This window comes from Chitinophaga silvisoli (assembly GCF_003412465.1).
In the GTDB taxonomy this organism is placed as follows: Bacteria; Bacteroidota; Bacteroidia; order Chitinophagales; family Chitinophagaceae; genus Chitinophaga; species Chitinophaga silvisoli.
The window spans coordinates 166,567-184,194 of record NZ_QTJV01000006.1; the positions used below are offsets into that span (position 1 = coordinate 166,567).

The 17,628-nt window shown below is 45.8% G+C and carries 17 protein-coding genes; 8 read left to right on the forward strand and 9 right to left on the reverse strand.

Features of this window, described 5'->3' with window-relative positions:
- Nucleotides 1-15: 15 nt before the first annotated feature.
- The 4 genes from DXN04_RS16255 to DXN04_RS16270 all read right to left on the reverse strand — a co-directional run bounded on the left by DXN04_RS16255 (nucleotide 16) and on the right by DXN04_RS16270 (nucleotide 4,181).
- A complete protein-coding gene (locus DXN04_RS16255; RefSeq protein WP_116854439.1) occupies nucleotides 16-1,341 on the reverse strand; it encodes a TolC family protein in 1,326 nt (441 codons plus the stop codon).
- Between the two features lie 36 nt (nucleotides 1,342-1,377).
- A complete protein-coding gene (locus DXN04_RS16260; protein ID WP_116854440.1) occupies nucleotides 1,378-2,508 on the reverse strand; it encodes an ABC transporter permease in 1,131 nt (376 codons plus the stop codon).
- Between the two features lie 6 nt (nucleotides 2,509-2,514).
- The gene (locus tag DXN04_RS16265) at nucleotides 2,515-3,342 is read right to left on the reverse strand and encodes an HlyD family secretion protein (RefSeq protein ID WP_158569047.1); all 828 of its coding nucleotides are present in this window, start codon (nucleotides 3,340-3,342) and stop codon (nucleotides 2,515-2,517) included.
- Nucleotides 3,343-3,488: 146 nt separating this feature from the next.
- Nucleotides 3,489-4,181, reverse strand: coding sequence for an ABC transporter ATP-binding protein (locus tag DXN04_RS16270; RefSeq protein ID WP_116854442.1), 693 nt, complete (start codon nucleotides 4,179-4,181; stop codon nucleotides 3,489-3,491).
- Nucleotides 4,182-4,267: 86 nt separating this feature from the next.
- On the opposite strand from DXN04_RS16270, the gene DXN04_RS16275 reads away from it, so the two are divergent.
- The 6 genes from DXN04_RS16275 (at nucleotide 4,268) to DXN04_RS16300 (ending at nucleotide 10,214) form a co-directional block, all read left to right on the forward strand.
- Entirely contained in the window at nucleotides 4,268-5,230 is a 963-nt protein-coding gene (locus DXN04_RS16275; protein WP_116854443.1) for a helix-turn-helix domain-containing protein, read from the forward strand.
- Between the two features lie 416 nt (nucleotides 5,231-5,646).
- The gene (locus tag DXN04_RS16280; protein WP_199415063.1) at nucleotides 5,647-6,327 is read left to right on the forward strand and encodes a phosphatase PAP2 family protein; all 681 of its coding nucleotides are present in this window, start codon (nucleotides 5,647-5,649) and stop codon (nucleotides 6,325-6,327) included.
- A 1-nt stretch (nucleotide 6,328) separates the two neighbouring features.
- The gene (locus DXN04_RS16285; RefSeq protein WP_158569048.1) at nucleotides 6,329-6,913 is read left to right on the forward strand and encodes an HD domain-containing protein; all 585 of its coding nucleotides are present in this window, start codon (nucleotides 6,329-6,331) and stop codon (nucleotides 6,911-6,913) included.
- A gap of 280 nt (nucleotides 6,914-7,193) precedes the next feature.
- Nucleotides 7,194-8,174 carry a helix-turn-helix transcriptional regulator gene (locus DXN04_RS16290; protein WP_116854446.1) on the forward strand — a complete coding sequence of 327 codons (981 nt, stop codon included), beginning with the start codon at nucleotides 7,194-7,196 and terminating at the stop codon, nucleotides 8,172-8,174.
- A 79-nt stretch (nucleotides 8,175-8,253) separates the two neighbouring features.
- Complete coding sequence (locus tag DXN04_RS16295) at nucleotides 8,254-9,318, forward strand: alkene reductase (RefSeq protein WP_116854447.1); 1,065 nt, start codon at nucleotides 8,254-8,256, stop codon at nucleotides 9,316-9,318.
- Nucleotides 9,315-10,214, forward strand: a complete 900-nt coding sequence (locus tag DXN04_RS16300; RefSeq protein ID WP_116854448.1) for an NAD(P)-dependent alcohol dehydrogenase — start codon at nucleotides 9,315-9,317, stop codon at nucleotides 10,212-10,214. The genes DXN04_RS16295 and DXN04_RS16300 overlap by 4 nt, the downstream gene beginning before the upstream one ends.
- Nucleotides 10,215-10,507: 293 nt before the next feature.
- Here the strand turns inward: DXN04_RS16300 and DXN04_RS16305 are convergent, their stop codons facing one another.
- The 3 genes from DXN04_RS16305 to DXN04_RS16315 all read right to left on the reverse strand — a co-directional run bounded on the left by DXN04_RS16305 (nucleotide 10,508) and on the right by DXN04_RS16315 (nucleotide 13,275).
- On the reverse strand, nucleotides 10,508-11,398 hold the full coding sequence (locus DXN04_RS16305; RefSeq protein ID WP_116854449.1) for an alpha/beta hydrolase: 891 nt from the start codon (nucleotides 11,396-11,398) through the stop codon (nucleotides 10,508-10,510).
- A gap of 142 nt (nucleotides 11,399-11,540) precedes the next feature.
- Nucleotides 11,541-12,722, reverse strand: coding sequence for an enoyl-ACP reductase FabV (gene fabV, locus DXN04_RS16310; RefSeq protein WP_116854450.1), 1,182 nt, complete (start codon nucleotides 12,720-12,722; stop codon nucleotides 11,541-11,543).
- Between the two features lie 130 nt (nucleotides 12,723-12,852).
- The gene (locus tag DXN04_RS16315; protein WP_116854451.1) at nucleotides 12,853-13,275 is read right to left on the reverse strand and encodes a cupin domain-containing protein; all 423 of its coding nucleotides are present in this window, start codon (nucleotides 13,273-13,275) and stop codon (nucleotides 12,853-12,855) included.
- Nucleotides 13,276-13,396: 121 nt separating this feature from the next.
- On the opposite strand from DXN04_RS16315, the gene DXN04_RS16320 reads away from it, so the two are divergent.
- Nucleotides 13,397-14,257 carry a helix-turn-helix domain-containing protein gene (locus DXN04_RS16320; protein ID WP_116854452.1) on the forward strand — a complete coding sequence of 287 codons (861 nt, stop codon included), beginning with the start codon at nucleotides 13,397-13,399 and terminating at the stop codon, nucleotides 14,255-14,257.
- 75 nt (nucleotides 14,258-14,332) lie between these two features.
- Nucleotides 14,333-15,493, forward strand: a complete 1,161-nt coding sequence (locus tag DXN04_RS16325) for an FAD-dependent oxidoreductase (RefSeq protein WP_116854453.1) — start codon at nucleotides 14,333-14,335, stop codon at nucleotides 15,491-15,493.
- 21 nt (nucleotides 15,494-15,514) lie between these two features.
- Here the strand turns inward: DXN04_RS16325 and DXN04_RS16330 are convergent, their stop codons facing one another.
- Complete coding sequence (locus DXN04_RS16330) at nucleotides 15,515-16,687, reverse strand: MFS transporter (protein ID WP_116854454.1); 1,173 nt, start codon at nucleotides 16,685-16,687, stop codon at nucleotides 15,515-15,517.
- 63 nt (nucleotides 16,688-16,750) lie between these two features.
- A complete protein-coding gene (locus DXN04_RS16335) occupies nucleotides 16,751-17,608 on the reverse strand; it encodes an AraC family transcriptional regulator (RefSeq protein WP_116854455.1) in 858 nt (285 codons plus the stop codon).
- Nucleotides 17,609-17,628 lie beyond the last annotated feature (20 nt).

The following is a 17,628-nucleotide window of genomic DNA, read 5'->3' on the forward strand; positions in this document are numbered from 1 at the left end:
GCAAAGAAGCTATCGTTATTTTGACGACTCAAAACCGTTTAGTTTTTTGAAATTATAGTAAGCCATGAGATAGTTGTACACCGCTTTTACATAGTTTTGCTCAGCTGTATTGACAGTGGCTTCCGCATCGAGAATAGAGCTATAGGTAACGGTTCCCAGTTTGTAGTTGTTGAACTGGTTTTGACGCAGGGTCCGTGACAAGGTTAAACTGTTTTCAGCCGACTGAATATTACCAGTGGTGTTCCATAACTCAGTTTTGTTCTTTGTTATTTCGTAATTTAAATCCTGTTGCTTTTGCTGATACTGCATTTGAAGCTGGGAGGCGTTGAGGCGGAATTCTTTTTTATTAGCACTGCGTGTCCATAGTTCAGTAACAGGCAAGCTGGCTTTAATCCCGATATAGTTGTAAGGGGTCCACATGGAGGCGATATATTTAAAATCTGCTGCCTGGTAAAGCGTGGTATAATTGCCGGTTAACGATAAGGTCGGTGCCCATTTATAATTTTCTTTTTTAATTTTCAGGTCGTTCGCTTCCTTTAAGAATTTAAGCTGCTTTAACTCCGGCCGTTCCTGCATATCAGCATTGTAATCTGAGAGTTGATTTGTGGTGATTAAAGTTTGAAGTGAGTCGGTCAATGACAATGGCATATCGTCATTGACGTTCATCTGATACTTTAGTGCTTCCATTGCCAGGTCATAATTCTGGGCGCTTTCTTTTTCTGTCAGACTGGCATTTTCAAGGTCCGTCTGTGCTTTCATTAAATCGGTTTCCAGAATGGTTCCCAGGCGCTTTCTTTCAGAAGACACATCCAGGTATTCCTTATAACGCCGGGTGTTTTCCTTAGCCAGCTGTAATTGCTTCTGTTTTAATATTACGTTCAGATAGGCTTCCGCAACCTGCATCCTGATGGTGTTTTCCTTTTCCGCTGTCTTTTCCTGTTCTGCTTTTCTTTCTGCTTTGGCAATATTGATATCCGCTTTTAATCCTGGTTTGTAGATGTTTTGAGAAAGGTCCATACTAAGCGTCGTGAAATTAGTGGTACCTACTTCAATCTTTTGTTTACCGCCTTCGGTGCCAAAACCATCCAGGATCATCGTTTGTAACTGTGCATTGTAGCGCACTTCTCCATCTGCTTTAATTGCAGGCAGCCATTGGTTTTTTGATTGGGATATTTTAGCCGCTGCAATTTCTACATCCAGTTTATTTGCTTTTACATCATAACGTCTTTCAATGGCTGTCTGCATGGCTTGCGCCAGGGACAATTGCTTTGGTGGCAAAGTCTGTGAATGCGAAGCTGCTGCTATCAGCATTCCCATTAGTATAGTGATTCGTTCTTTCATTTCGGATAATTATTTGATAAATTCACCAATCCCGGTTTACATTCTGAATATTTGGACCGGTTCCAGTTTAAAAATCTTCCGCATTGAGAAAATATTGCCGATGAGACTGATGGCTAACGTAACGAGAAAAAGTCCCATCAGCAATGCGGGTGAATAGATAATAACCTGATTAACGGCTGCCATTGCCATCTGCAGGCCGTAAAGCAAACCTAAAGAGGCAACGAAGCCCATTACGGCATAGATCAGGGACTGCCTGAGAATGAGTTTTGCAATAAGGAAGTTGCTGCCGCCAATGGCTTTGATGGTTCCATAGTCGCGGATATGGTCGTTCACAGAGGAGAACATCGTTAGTCCTACAATGATAATTCCGGTAAGCAGGGAGAATCCTATCAACAGGTAGAAATTAGCTACAATACCACTTGAGGTTTTTACATATTCGATGGAAACTTCCGAAAACTCTTCACCCGTATAGGCTTTTACCGAAGTGATGGTCTTGTTAATCTCTTTCACCACATGGTTCATCACTGTTGTGTCTGTCGACGAACTTTTAATCAAAAAAGCGCTCACGCTATTAGCACTGAATCCGGTAAGTTGACGTGCCCGATCAATTGTGGTGATGATATTGAATTGACCCAATCCGGCATTATTTACAGACATTCCGCTCACGAAAACCCGTTTATCGTTAAGTGTGAAATGCTCGCCCATTTGGATATTTTCCATATTTTCCACATCTCCTGCATCAATTATGACAGCACCCTCATTCTGAAGATTGCTTAAAACGGTTTCATGCGTGTAAAATTCGGGAGCTCCTGCCATAGCGGGATACTGAACACCGATGATTTGTGCCATAGCCGTACCGCCTGATTTGGTTTTGGTAGTTCCACCAGCTACCACTACAGGGAAAACCCTGGCTACTCCGGGTATAGATTGCAGTTCGTTACCCACGCGTTTATCTACATTCACCAGCGAGGTGGAAGAAGTGCTTTTTTTATCGACGACATAGATGAATTGCTTGTTTCCCTTTACAATGCCAAGGCTCATATCGAGGATATTATTCAGGATGCCAAGCTGTGCCCCGATCAGGAAAATGGAAATAACGATACCACACAAAATACCAATTAGCTTGGCCTTATCGTACGTCATAAAACGCAATGCCGTGTTCCACATAGTCGTTTATTTAAGGTAGATTTTACAATCCACTTTGTTATTGATATTGACTTTTGCAACGGGGTTGAGCCGCACTTTCACTACTCTTACGCGCCTGTCTTCTACAGTGTTCTCATCAGAGAAGAGTGATTTTTTTTTCAGAAACTCAGCAATGAAAACCACGGTCCCGCTACCTATTTTTTGCCCGTTCATCTGGGAATAAATTTCTGCCCTCATCCCCTTGCCTACCTTATCTGAAAAAAGTTCATCCACTTCGGTTACCGCGATGAGCGGGCCATCCGGTGCAAATTGCCCCAGCTTTTGCCCGGTTGTTACATAATCACCTTCGTGTACATCCCATTGCAGCACCGTTCCTGGAAAGGCTGATTTTATTTGCCTGTCGCATAAAATGGCTTTCCTGTATTTTACATTGGCATCAATTTCCTGCTTCTTGCTTTTTTGCTCAGCGATGTCTGCTACCAGTTTCTGATAATCGTATTGCAACCGGGTCACTTTAGATTTGCTGTCGTTCAGGGCCTGTTCCGTGATCGCTTTGGCACTGAATAATTGCTCGTTTAATGCCTGGTCTTTTTGTGCTTTTTGAAGGTCGCTAAGTATGGCATTGGCATTTTGCTGTGCCGACAGAATGGCTGCGTTTTGTGCCGGAGCTTTGTTTTGTTCGATGGCAAGTAATGCGTTGTCTGTCTGGTTGTCCAGCAAAGCCAGGTCGCTTCCTTTACTTACCGGTTGGTTTTCTGAGGCGACAATTTTAGAAATGCGCCCGTTGGCGTTAGCATAGATATTCAGCAAGCCATTTTCCGGCTCTACCCGGGCTACCCCGACAACTGTGTTCATATCTGCCTTTATAGAAGCTGAGTCGGGTTTACTTACGGTTTCGTTTTTTTTATTTTCGCTGGAACAGGAAATTAACGCCAGCATCATCAATATTCCTGAAAAGGATATTGTCATTTTAGTTTTCATTGCTTAGAATTTTAAGTGTACTAATGTTTCATTACATCGGAAGCCTTCACTACCGATATTTTGCCGTTATTTATTTCAATTGCCCGGTCAGCATAAGATGCCAGTCTGGGGTCGTGGGTTACCACCGCCACCGCTTTACCGCTTTTAGCAAGCTGCTTCAGCTCCTCCATTACAATGAAAATGCTATCCTTGTCCAACGAAGCAGTAGGCTCGTCGCAGAGGATAATTTTAGGATCGGTAACCAATGCCCTTGCAATGGCAATACGCTGCTGTTGCCCGCCCGATAGTTGCTTCGGAAGTTTTTTGCGGTGATCCTGCATATTCACTTTCGAAAGGGCCTCGCTTGTCCGCTTTTTAATTTCTGGAGTTTTTAAGCCAAGCATTTTCAGAGGAAATGCGATGTTGCCTTCTGCCGTTAATGGTGCCAACAGATTGAATTGCTGAAAAACAAATCCAATGGTTTTTAAGCGGATAGCCGCCATTTCTGTCGCAGATAATGTGTTGGTTTTCTTTCCGTCTATTTCTAAAATGCCTTCTGTGGGATTGATGAGGCAACCTAATAAAGAAAGCAATGTGGTTTTACCGGAACCAGACGGACCGATGATCAATAACAGTTCCCCCAGGTTAATTTCGAGGGTGCAGTCATCCAAAACGGTCATTTTTCCTGTGGGAGAGTCGTAGATTTTACTGGCATTTTTCAATTGAGCTATCATCTCATTCTTATTATGAGACAAAATTATCCCCGTAAAATCAGTTAAAATAGCGTTATTTGACCTAATAATACTCGAAAACGGTCATTATGAAAATTGAACTTAAGTCGAAAGACGGATTAGGGATGCTGGCAGCTTTTGCCGAAAAGATAGGGAGCACGGTAAAAAATGGAAGAGTGGAAGTGCCGAAAGAGTTCGGAAGGGGCTTTTTACAAGGCTTTAATTTCGATGAACGCCTGCGGATGATGATACGGAACTACGAGCTGCACCAGGACTTTGCTATCAGCCGCAGAAACCAGCCGTCCAATATGCTCATATTTAATTTTCAGCATATCATTAATTCATCCAAAACGCCTTCCGGCATCAAATTACAACCATCGGTACAAATTACCACCCAGGGATTGAATGCCGAACTTTTTGTGCCCAAAAACACGGTTCAGAATTCTATTGCCATTGTAATTGATGCCGGTTACCTGCGTGAACTGATCGGGAAACGCATTGATCATCCCCTGGTGAACACCATCCTGGATAATAAGCAACCGCTGTTGTTTGAGGAGTTCGTGGTTGCCCCGCTGCTGAAAGTTGTTGACGATATCATGACCGCCAATGTACCGGTAATTCTTCATGATTTTTATTATAAACTAAAAACGCAGGAACTTATTTGCCAGTTATTGATTGCGCTTGTAAGCCGGGACGAGAAGAAAGTTCACGGGTTGAATATTGCTGATATCAAGGCACTGTATCAGGTAAAAGAACGGCTGCTGCAAAATTTGGAAGAGGCACCTTCCGTTGCAACACTATCTGAATTCTCCGGCATGAGCGAAACTAAACTAAAACGTTTATTTAACCAGGTATTCGGCAGGAGCATCTACCAGTATTTCCAGAATTTCAGAATGCAGGAAGCTGCCCGGTTGCTGAAAGAAGAAAGGCTTTCAGTTTCGGAAGTAGGCTACCAACTTGGATTTTCCAACCTGGGCCATTTCTCGAAGGTTTTTGAAGAAGTGATTGGCGTGAAGCCAAAGCGGTATAGTATGTCGGCAAAGCTTGGCTAAGCTGTTGCCATACAATATTCTGTCACCTGGACGATATGTAAATACCTAAGGAATGTCTGCGGTAAAAAGCAGCATTCCGTTATGGTTACCTTTCCTTTATAATACAGCTGTGTTAATCCTGTTTAAAACGTTTTTGCTGTGATGATTCAAGTGCTTGTTCCGGCCTTCCGTCCCCTGAGGCGGGCAAAAGAAGCTTCACGATGCCGGTTCATAAACTTTAACATTTCTATATGCAGCTGCCGAAAATGTATTTCCTGGCAAGGAAGCTGCCAGACCTACCACAAAAGGCCCTACTATCCTGATTTTGTTTATTTCGTACCCTGTAGGCGATCAGCCGGTCTTGCAGAAATACAGGAAACCCAATCCAGAATTTCTACCAAATTAAGATGCAATATTGTGGTATAACCAAGCATCATATGAAAAAGTGGTTCCTGTTTCTTTTCTGTACCTCCATTATATCATTAGGGCATGCGCAGACCCGGGATAGCATTTTCGTTCGTCCTTATCCTTCCTTCACCGTCCGCCAACTCAGTCTGCCGCTCACGCTGGCCGTGCTGGGTATTGCTGCCAATGGCAATGGCCGGGAATCTTTCAAAAAAGAAGTCGCCGAAGAAAGGGAAGAACATATGCCCCGGTTTCATACCAGCATTGATAATTACCTGCAGTTTGCCCCCCTCGCCATTGCTTATGGACTGGATGCGGCAGGCGTGAAATCGAAAACTGATCTGCTGAACCGATCGGCCATCTTAGTGAAAGGGGAACTGCTGATGATGGGTAGCGTATCGATCCTGAAGAAATATACCCACCAGCTCAGACCTGATGGCTCTACCTACAATTCCTTTCCTTCCGGACATACTGCACAGGCATTTGCCGCTGCTACCCTGCTTAGTGAAGAGTACAAAGACAGGTTGCCCTGGATGCCATATGCGGCTTATGGACTGGCCAGCAGTGTAGGGATGCTGCGCATGGCGAACAACCGCCACTACATATCTGATGTACTGCTTGGAGCCGGGATAGGCATCCTTTCCATGAAAGTAGCCTACTGGACACACCAGTACAAATGGGGTAAACACAGCACTCACCTCGAAAATCCATAAGATGCCAGATGCAACATTGCTATTGAAAATAGAATCGTACGTCCGAAACCTATTCGCGCTTCACCCGAACCCTATTTTGTACTACCACAATCTTTCACATACCGAAAAGGTGGTAAAGCATACTGCTGCTTTATCGGGTTACTTCCAGCTGGCAAACCACAATCATTTTACGCTAATGACAGCTGCATGGTTTCATGATACTGGACACTTATTCGGCGACATGGAAAGCCATGAAGAGCGAAGTGTGGAGCTGATGACGAAGTTCCTGCAGGATTCCATTCCTCCGCTTTACTTAAATGAAATCCAACAGTATATCATGGCCACCAAAATGCCGGTGCACCCCATGAATATCCTGGAGAAGATCATTTGTGATGCAGACACCTGGCACCTGGGAACGGAGGATTTTCCGGAGGAAGATAAAAACGTGTGGCAGGAACTGGAGGCACGAAGAGGAAAGACTTTTGAAAATAAAGCGGCATTGAGTTTGAAATTTATGCAGCAGCACCAGTTTTATACCTCCTATTGTGTACAGCAATTATCGGAAGGGAAGTTGAAAAATGAGGCGTGGTTGAGGGGGATTTTGTAAAAATTCAGGATTTCCACAGAATTCAGCAATACTTTAGCACCAGATAATAATTACTAGCGAAGTTTTATAACAATAAACAATTGATACCGGCCCGTCTTCTGGCGGGCTGAATTATTTTATGAACGCCCCCATTTGTAGCTATCTTTAATTGAGAAATATTGGCAAGTCTTCAATAAATTCATTCATTATACCGGGCTTCAAACAGACAACACAATTGAAAGGCAATGCGGATTTAATCCGCCGGTTTGAATTGAGGAAAAAGGAATGATTATATTTACGCATGTATTTTGAATTCGTACCAAACCCGAAGTTTGACTTCCTCACGCATTTCGCTCAAAAGTTCAACGTGCCGCTCGAAGGCGACAGACTGAACCTGCCTCCAATCATGGGCACCGGCAGCATTCGCAGGATTGCCTTATCTCCCGGGCTGAAACTCATTGTACATCATTATCAGCTCAAACAGGATTTCATTCTGAACCGAATCGGCAATGACGCGCCCAACGACCTTGTGAGCGTTATCTTTCACAGTAATGAAGACGGTGCAAGCGTACATACGGGAGGTACTGCCAATCCCCTCTCCCGCAGCAGTGCCTACGCCATCCAGATAGCTTCAACTGACCTCAACTCCCAGATCCGCTTTCCGGCAAACACAGATATCTATTTCCTGGTGGTCGGCATTATGAAAGATACCCTGAAAGAACTACTCGGTATTAAAAACCCCAATGATGTTGTACAGACAATTTTAAACGCAGCACCGGGATTTCTATATTATGAAAGCATGACGGTAGAAATACATAAACTGCTTAAACAGGTAACGGATGCCCGCGAAGACAATGACCTCGGCAATTTTTACCACCGGCTGAAAGTACAGGAACTATTGTACCTCGTATTTGAAAAACTCCAAAAACGTGAAGCCGTTAGTCATAGTGTAATCCATAAAGAAGATGCAGAAAAACTATCAATGATCAGAACAGCTATTCTCGCTGACCTGGCTGTGCCCCCCAGTTTACCTGAACTGGCAAAAATGGCGGGCTTCGGTGAAACCAAGATGAAGGACCTGTTTAAACAGGTATTTGGCGACACCATTTATAATTATTACCAGCAGGCGAGGATGGAGGAAGCCGCATTTTTACTGAAACATGGCGGCTTGTCAGTATCCGGGACCGGCTATCAGCTGGGCTTTGCCAACCTTAGCCACTTTGGCCGTCTCTTTGAAAAATACCATGGTATGAAGCCTAAAAAATATGCAAGCGGCGGATAAGACTATTTTTCTGCCATAAGGAACTATTTTAAACCTGCCCCTTGAAGCAATTTTGTATTGTCATCAAAACGACAACAACATGAACAAATTGCTGATGCCTTATGAGAAAGGCGCTTTACAATTGAAAAATCACCTGGTCATGGCACCAATGACCCGTAGCCGGGCTATCAATAATTTACCCAATTCACTGATGGCTACCTATTATGCGCAGAGAAACGGCGCGGGTTTAATTATAACAGAAGGTACTGCCCCATCACCCAATGCACTGGGCTATTCCAGGATCCCGGGTATTTTTTCCAAAGAACAGACCATGGCGTGGAAGGAAATTACTGCCGCAGTACATGCAGGCGGAAGCCGGATTTTCCTGCAACTGATGCATACAGGGCGTATTGGCCATCCGGCAAACCTGCCTGCAGGCGCACGTCTGGTAGGCCCCTCTACCATAAAAGCTGCAGGTGAAATATGGACAGATAGCCTGGGGCTACAGCCCTATCCTACGCCTGAAATGCTCAGCGGGCAAGAAATCCCATCACTCATAGCGGAATTTGTAACTGCCGCGCAAAACGCCATAGAAGCGGGCTTTGACGGCGTAGAACTCCATGGAGCCAACGGCTACCTGGTAGAACAGTTCCTGAATCCACACGTCAACAACCGTACGGATGAATGGGGCGGTAGTGTAGAAAACAGGGCCAGGCTGGCAATCAGGATCTTACAGGAAATGGCAGCCGCTATTGGCGCAGAAAAAGTAGGCATTCGTTTCTCTCCTTTCTCTACCCTGGGCGATCTGCCCGCATACGATGAGCAGGAAGTAAGCGCTACCTATGCGCTACTGGCAACGGAACTGAATAAACTGAACATCGCTTATCTACATCTAGGCATATCAGCTATTATTCCACAGCAGACATTAGATGCCATCAGAAGTGGTTTCGCCGGTACGATTATCCTTTGTAACGGACTTACACCAGAAACTGCGGAAGCTGCGCTGAATGAAGGTTTTGCTGACCTGGTAGCTTTTGGACGGGCTTTTTTGGCAAACCCGGACCTGGACAGAAGAATTGCAGAAAACGCTGAGTTGAATCAACCTGATTATAATACACTTTATACACCTGGTCCGGAGGGTTACACGGATTATGCAAGCTTATGAGAAAGTTAATCTATAGCCGTTTTGGCGGCACAGAAGTATTGGAGATGGTAGAGGCAGCGATGCCGGAGGGAGAGATTGTAGTAAATGTAAAGGCTGTCTCGGTGAATCCATTGGATTGGAAATTGTGGCAGGGCGAGTTAAAACTGATGAGTGGAAAGAAGTTTCCGAAGGAGGTTGGGATAGACTTCTCAGGGATAGTGATTAAAGGAGGTGCGGGGTATCAGGAAGGCGATGAAGTGTTTGGGGTGGCATCTATATTCAAAGGAGGGGCGATGGCGGAATATGTGGCTGTAAAGGCGGCTGATATTGCCTTGAAACCGGCAGGAATATCATTTGAAGAAGCAGCGTGTTTGCCGGTGGCTGGTGGTGCTGCGTGGCAGATCGTAGAGGAGTTGGGGAAGGTGAAGGCAGGGATGGAGGTGTTGGTGAATGGTGCGGGAGGAGGGCTGGGGCCGTTTGTGATCCAGCTGGCGAAGCGGAGGGGTGCTCTGGTGACGGCGGTAGTGGGTGCTAGTGGAGTGGAGATGGTGAAGGGGCTGGGGAGTGATGTGGTGGTGGACTATAGGAAGGAAGATGTGTTGCAGGGTAGGAAGAGGTATGATGTGGTGGTGGATTTGGCTGGAAAGATGGGGTATGCGGCAGGGAAGAAATTGCTGAAAAAGAAGGGTGTGTTTGTGAATACATCACCGGGATTGAAGGAGATGGTGGGGAGTTTGTTGAGTGGAGGGAAGTATAAATTGTTGTTTTTGAAAAATTCGGCGAAGGGGCTGGAAAGGCTGGCGGGAAGTGGGCTGAAGGTGGTGATTGGGAAGCGGAATGAGTGGACGGATTATAAAGTGGGGTATGATGAGGTGAAGCGGGGAGGGATTGTTGGGAAGGCGGTTTTTGTTTTATAGTGGATATAGAGGGATCACTGGAAGGTGATCCCTTTTTATTGCAGGAATGTTATGTTGGCGCTTCGAAGGCAAAAGATAATGAAACATAAATTCAATCTATATGGAAGTATGGACCTCAACATCTACAAAAACAATAATAAAATAGAATCAATCTCCCGTCCCGAATTCGAATCTGTCATCCGACAGCTTTTAATCCTATGAGATTTTCGCGTAATCCCCACCCGCCAGACAAGAGAGGGAGTAATCGGCATGCTGGCCTTTAAAAATAATCCATCCCCACCTACAACCTCATTCTAAAAAAACAACTTATACCGTACATACCCCGCCACATTCTCAATCACCTCCCTTCCCTCATCAATCACCCCACCCATCTGGAAAAAACCATGTATCATCCCCGCATACACCTTCTCCGTCACCTCCACATACGCCTCCCTCAACCTCCGCGCATACTCCCTCCCCTCATCCACCAGCGGATCATACTCACCCAGCACCACAAACGCATCCGGCCTCCCCACCAACTCCACCTCATTCACCGGTGCCGCTTCCCTCTTCCCCCCTGCATAATCCTCCCATATCTTCCGCATCTTCTCGCTCGTTATCACCGGTCCCTCCGCAAATTTCCTCCACGACTCCGTATCCTGCGCCGGATCAATCGCCGGGTAAATCAACACCTGGCACCGCAAGCCCTCTACTCTCCCAGTTACCCCCGCCGCCAAAGTCCCTCCCGCACTATCTCCCGCTACCCCAACGCGACCCGGATCAATCCCCAGCAATCCGCCATTCCGCATCACCCACCTCGTCGCCGCCACACAATCATTCAAGCCACAGGGAAAGGGATACTCCGGTGCCAGCCTATAATCCACCGCAACGACCACCGCCCCCGATAAATTAGCCAGCTGTCGCAAAGGCCGGTCATGCGATAATAATCCTCCTGAATTAAATCCTCCCCCATGAAAAAATACCAGCACCGGCAACACGCCTTCTGCCACCGGCCTGTAAATCCTTACCTTTACCTGCGTATCGGTCACCCTGTCCTCCACCAACCACACTGCTTCTTCTTCACCCGCCAGCGGCACCAGGCTATCATAAAACACCCTCCTCGCCAGATATTTATCCTCAATGTGCGACACATCCACCGCATGTATAAAGTCCAGGGCTTCCTGTACCTGCTTTAAGATCTCCATATTGCAAATTGTTTTACACAAATTTCAAGAGCAGATCCCTATAAAGAAAATAAGGTGATTTATAGCCGCCTATAAATATAATTATATAAAAAGGGCCTGATAATTCATGATTACCAGGCCCTTTTTATTATTTAGAGATTCTCTATTTTATAGTCGCCATCTCATCCACTTCCTTCGTATAATCCACCCCAGGTACGCTAAACCCAAACAGATTCAGGAAATCTTCCTTATATCCTTTCAGGTCACCGATCTCCGCAATGGTCTCGGTAGTCACACCTTTCCACAACTCAGCAATTTCCGCCTGCACATCCTCACGCAGTTCCCAGTCGTCTATACGGATACGCCCCTGCTCATCCTTTGCTGCCGGCTGCGCCGCATACAGATGATCATGGAACAAACGGGACATCTGCTCAATCGTACCTTCATGGATGTTTTTCTCCTTCATCACCTTATATAGCAGGGAAATGTACAGTGGCACTACAGGTATTGCAGAACTGGACTGGGTAACCAGCGCCTTGTTCACAGATACATAAGCACTACCATTCAGCTCCTTCAGCTGCTCAGTGATCTTTGCAGCAGTCGCTTCCAGGTGATCTTTCGCCCTGCCAATGGTACCATGACGGTAAACCGGGTTGGTCAGCTCAGGCCCGATATAAGAGTAAGCAACGGTTTTCACATTAGGAGCCAGTACACCGGCACCCTGCAATGCTTCTAACCACAGCTGCCAGTCTTCCCCACCCATTACAGCGATGGTATTGGAAATATCATCACCCGCAGCTGGCTCGATAGACACGTTTGTCACAACGCCGGTATGGAAATCGACAGTTTTATTCTGATAACTTTGATCGATAGGTTTCAATACAGAACGATGCAAAACACCTGTTTCCGGATGCTTACGTACCGGAGACGCAAGGCTGTAAATAACCAGGTCTACAGTACCCAGCTCCTGCTTAATCAGGTCGATGGTTTCCTGCTTCACTTCCTTTGAGAAAGCATCGCCATTGATACTTTTAGCATATAAGCCAGCACGGTTGGCTTCCTCGTGGAAAGCGACTGTGTTATAATAACCTGCAGAGGCAGTTTTGCCTTCCTGGGGTTCTTTTTCGAAGAATACGCCGATAGTGGCAGCTCCACCGCCAAATGCAGCAGTAATTCTGGAGGAGAGACCGAAACCGGTGGAAGCGCCGATTACCAGTACTTTTTTGGGTCCGTTAGGAAGTTTTTGCGATTCAACATAGCTTATTTGTCTTCTTACGTTCTCAGCACAACCAGCAGGATGAGCTGTCAGGCAAATAAAGCCACGCATTTTTGGTTCTATGATCATAATTTGATATCAGTATTAGATATATCTTGTTCAATTCCGGTGCAAATTTAGCCTCTTCACGGACAAGTTACAAGAATCAGGCGGCAATATATTAAGGAAAAGCGAGATGAGGGGCAGAAAAATTAATTTGCTACTTCTTTATCGCCAGACTCTGCCCATCCCCGCCAAGATACACCACGAACAACACTACATCCTGTTTCCCCTTATTAATTCCCCTGTGATACGTATCATAAGACTCCACTAAACTACTCCCTTCCTTATACTCCCTGGTCCCCTTTCCCTCTACCTCCACCGTCAGTGTTCCCTGCAACACATATGAAAACACAGGAATCAGGTGCTTATGCCAACCCGTGGTCTCCCCCGGAGGAAATGTAATCTTACACATCGTCACCTTCGGGTCCTTAAACTGAGGATAAGCAATCTTTTGCCCGATTGAATTCAAACTCGTATCTGCCAGCTTCTCAATCTTCAGCTTCCCGCTATACTGTTGTGCATGTACGGCCATACCCATAAAAACCAGCAGGGACAGCACTATCTTAAACTTTCTCAGCATTTTTTAATATTTTATCTTGAAATTTAAAGCAAAATAATACACCCGGGGGATATTAGGAACGAAGACCTGGAAAGACTGAGTAGTATTTACTAATTGTCCCTTATTATTAATACGCCAATTCATGCCGAAGAAAAATACACCCATTCCTATCATCACCCTGCCCCCTGATCTGGATGTAGGTATCCTCTTTTTCAGGACTAGCATCAAATCCCTGAAAGGACTGGTAAAAGAAGTACAACAGGCGCACCGGGATAACTGGCATTTGTTCACCCTCCAGATTGCCGGCACCACCGTCATGGAAGTGGATTTCCAAATGAATATAATTAAATCACACGCCGCCGCCTATATGCATCCCAGCCAGGTGCACCGTGTCGTAGCATTCAAAGATGCCGACTTCTACAGCCTGATCATAGACAACAAAAGCCTGAAACCGGAATACCTGAAAATGCTGGAAGAACTCTCGCCGGTTAAACCCCTGCTATTAGATAAAAAAACCTTTGCTCTCCTGAACGATATTGCTTCCATCTGCATCAAAATCTTCAACAACAAGGAAAGCAAACTACGGGCCTCCCTGTTAAAAGATAGCTGCCATACTTTTATAGCAGCTATCTTGTCACAATACCTTGCACAAAGCAACCCCACAGATACATCCACCCGCTACGACATCATCGCCAAAGCTTTCAAATCCGCACTGGAAGAAAATTTTACAAGGATCAAATCGCCAAAAGAATACGCAAAAGGACTCAATATCTCCACCCCCTATCTGAATGAATGTGTAAAACATACGACCGGTCGCTCCGTATCTTACCAGATCCAGCAACGTATAATTTTAGAAGCAGAACGGCTCCTTTATCATTCCAACAAATCAGTAAAAGAGATCGCCCATGAACTGGGGTACGACGATCACTCCTATTTCATCCGCCTTTTTTCCCGGGTGGCAGGCATGACCCCGTTGGCCTTCAGGAATAAAAACCGCGAATAGTCCTATACCTACTTCGCATCGCCCTTTTTTGCGCTACCTGTTCGGCGTTACTTTGCCTAAAATTATTGCAGGTAAATGAAAAACTTAATTTCAGGAAAAAAGATTGCGATTATAGGCGGCGGTCCGGGTGGCTTAACACTTGCCAGGTTATTGCAAATGCGGGGTGCGGACGTAAAAGTATATGAAAGGGATGCCAGCAGCGCATCACGTGTACAGGGCGCTATCGTGGATCTGCATTTTGAATCAGGCCTGAAAGTGATCGAACAGGCAGATCTGATGGACGCTTTTAAAGCAAATTATATAGTAGGAGCTGACAGGTACCGGGTGTTTGAAAAAGATGGTACCATCCGCCTGGATGAACATAACAAGGCAGCTACCGGCACCTTCGGGGATGTGTACTTCAGACCGGAAATCGATAGAGGCGCTTTAAGAAATATCTTGCTGGATGCACTCAAACCCGATACGATAGTTTGGGATAGCCAGTTTGTATCAATGTCCAGGGAAGGTGAAGGCTGGCTATTAAACTTTAAAAACGGCAGCAGCGCCAGGGCAGATCTTGTAATCGGTGCGGATGGTGCCCGTTCCAAAATCCGTCCTTATGTTACAGATATTACTACCATCTATTCCGGCGTGACGATCATCCAGGGCGAAATCGATCATCCGGCAACAGCTTGTCCGGAGATGCATACCCTAATGGCCAACGGAAATCTCGCCGTATTGGGTGAGGAGAAAAGCATTTCTGCTCAACCCCGTGGTGATGGTGGCCTTACCTTCTATGCTTCAGCAAAGTACCCGGAAAACTGGGGAGAGGATTTTACCGCCAATGAAGAAATATATGACTTCCTCCTTGAATTCTACAAGGGATGGCATCCTACCTTCCTGACACTTTTTAAAGCCACTGATAAGCTTATCATCAGACCATTAAATTACTTCCCCCTGGATCAGTCCTGGGAAGCACAGGCAAATATTACCCTCATAGGTGATGCCGCTCACCTGATGCCACCATCCGGTGAAGGCGTAAATACAGCCATGCTGGATGCACTTGATTTAAGTCACTACCTGTGCAATGGCGAATATCCGGATCTGCAATCCGCTATCGCTGCATTTGAAAAACATATGCGGGCAAGAGGCAGGCTACTTGCTCAGGAAGCCCTGGATGGCAATGAAATCATGTATGGACCACATGCTTTAGAAGCTCTCCTGGAATTGCTGTCAGGAGAACGGGCAAAAAAATAACGGCACTGGTGCCGTTATTTTTTACATAGCAGACAAAGCAATTTGCTTACGAACAATCAATATACAAGCGACCACGCTACAGATAGCACCAAATAAAAAGATGGCATGATACCCCAGCAAACTTGCTATTAAACCCGCAGCAGGACCTGTCAGCCCCAATGCCACATCTGAAAAAGCTGTGAAGGCCCCCATAGCACTCCCCCGCATCTCAGGTTTTACTTTCTTCACCGCCTCTACCCCCATTGCCGGGAACATCAATGAGAAGCCGATACCCGACAGGGCAACACCTGCCAATGCCATCGCCTTATTGACCGCCATCCATAAGATCAACTGTCCGCCAACCTCAATGACAAGAGAACAAATGCCTACCAAACGCCCTCCATATTTATCCGGGAATGACGCGAAAAATAAACGTGCCAGTATAAACCCTGCAGCAAATACAGTATATGCCAGCGACGCTGCTCCCCAGTGCATGGCAAGGAAGAATAAGGTGATAAACGATGCCGTGCATCCATAGCCCACAGCCGACAATGCCAGTGCAGTGCCCTGTTGCCAGATTGCCCTGAGCACATCGAAGAAAGAGCCTTCCTTTTTTGCTGCATGTGCGGCAATGGGCGGCAGATTAAACATCGGCAGACTTCCCATCAGCGGGAACAGGATGATGCCTCCAAATGCCATCAATACACCCCAGTGACTGCTCAGCAATTCACCTAATGGCGCCCCTAAACCAATCCCGCCATAAATACTAATCCCCACCCAGGCCATTACTTTGCCGGTATTTGCCACACCTGTAAGTCCTACACCCCAGGTAAGCGCCCCCGTGATCAGGTAACTTTCACCCATACCATGAAAGACCCGTGCAATGAGTAATTGAATGAAAGCAATGAAAGGTAAATTGGTAGTAAGACCCGCACAGATATATAATATACCTGCCAGAAAGGTCCAGTAAATCCCCTTATTTACGCTTGATTTTGCCCCTTTAAGGTCAGTGTTTCTGCCGGCCATTGAGCGGCTTAAAAGGGCTGTAATGTCTTCTGCACCGAGTACAATGCCGACCATAATATCGCCATAACCCAATTGTCCATGTACTAATTGGGGCAATACACCAAACCCGATCCCCATCGTAAGAAAAGTGCTGAACACTGCCAGTATAACCGGGAAGATCAGCACCATAACTCCTTTTTGTTCCTGCATTATAAATTTGTTTTTTAACTGCAGGCAAAATTAGCAGGGAGCAGGTTCTTCCCGGGAGGCCAATCAATGGGGATGATTGGACATATCATGGTTTTTAATCCTGAATTCAAGTGCAGTCATACCCGTGTGCTTTTTGAAAAACCGGGAGAAGTAAGTATGATCTTCATATCCCAGTTCCCAGGCAATCTGTTTTACATCCAGTGCAGTATAAACCAGCATACGCTGCGCTTCTATCAGGACTTCCTGCTGGATCCAGGAACTGGCAGTGAAGCCGGTGATCTCCCGGATTACCTCGTTCAGGTAGAGCGGTGTGATATTTAGTGCCGAAGCATAATGCTGTACCTGTTTGATTGTTTTAAAATTTGCCCGGATAAGTTGCTTAAACTGCTTCGCAATGTTATAAGGCTGGCCATTGACAGGATGTGCTGCCAGAGAAGACTGAAGAATACGGGCAGCCGCCATACCCAGCAGGGCATGAACCTGACTCGCCACAATTGACCTTGTAAGTGCATGCGATTCCTGGTTCAATAACTGTGCTAAAAGTAATGTACCGGCAAATAACATATCATCCTTATCAATATCAACCACCTGCCTGAAGTGCTGGTAAGTTTCAAAAATTTCCCTGTATTGATCCGGCACAAGACTGGTGTCAATAAACACATACCATCCCGAAAGATTCGTCCTTTTAAAATAACGGTGTACCTGGCCAGGCGTTACAAAGCAAAGTGAAGCTCCTTTAATACGCATAGCAGTATAATCGATCTCTAACTCCGTCGTCCCCTTTTGCTGGATGATCAGCATATAGTGATCATCACGATGTGCCTCATGCAAACTTTCATCGATCTTTTTCATGGGGAGTACATCCACACCAAAAGTGTCGAGTTCATTTGTATGTAATGCTATTCTGATTGGCTTATTCACGGAATAAAGGTAACTAATTG